Source organism: Paraburkholderia sp. SIMBA_053, assembly GCF_046534895.1.
Classification (GTDB): Bacteria; Pseudomonadota; Gammaproteobacteria; order Burkholderiales; family Burkholderiaceae; genus Paraburkholderia; species Paraburkholderia caledonica.
This window is the reverse complement of record NZ_JAWRXU010000330.1, coordinates 1-323: the sequence shown is the minus strand read 5'-3', so window position 1 is coordinate 323 and position 323 is coordinate 1. Positions and strand designations below refer to the sequence as shown.

The following is a 323-nucleotide window of genomic DNA, read 5'->3' as shown; positions in this document are numbered from 1 at the left end:
CCGGCATCCGGCCGATCACTGTCAGGCATGCAGTGATGCATGCCGCGGGTGCGGCGAAGCGTGTCGGGCACTTTGAACAGACGCGCGCCAAACGACATCGGATGCGGCATTCGCATTGCTGCTTGCCGATCACCTCATCAATCCCTGAGGGAAATCCAATGAAAACGAAAGTGCTTTCTCTGCCGATGACGCTCGCCCTGGTCGCGTTGCCTGCCTTCGCGCAGACACAGGCGGCGAGCACGACTATGGCAAACGACCTGCCACCTCAAGACAAGGAATTCGTGCAGGCAGCGTCGATGTCCGGTTCGACCGAAATCGATGCC

Annotated in this window: 1 protein-coding gene and 1 pseudogene; both read left to right on the top strand. The window is 59.8% G+C overall.

Going from position 1 to position 323, the window contains the following annotated elements; all coding sequences use genetic code 11:
- A partial coding sequence (locus tag SB753_RS35870; protein ID WP_410804847.1) for a four-helix bundle copper-binding protein occupies window positions 1-76 on the top strand: 76 nt, incomplete at its 5' end.
- An 82-nt stretch (window positions 77-158) separates the two neighbouring features.
- Window positions 159-323: pseudogene (locus tag SB753_RS35865) on the top strand (DUF4142 domain-containing protein); the annotation flags it as partial.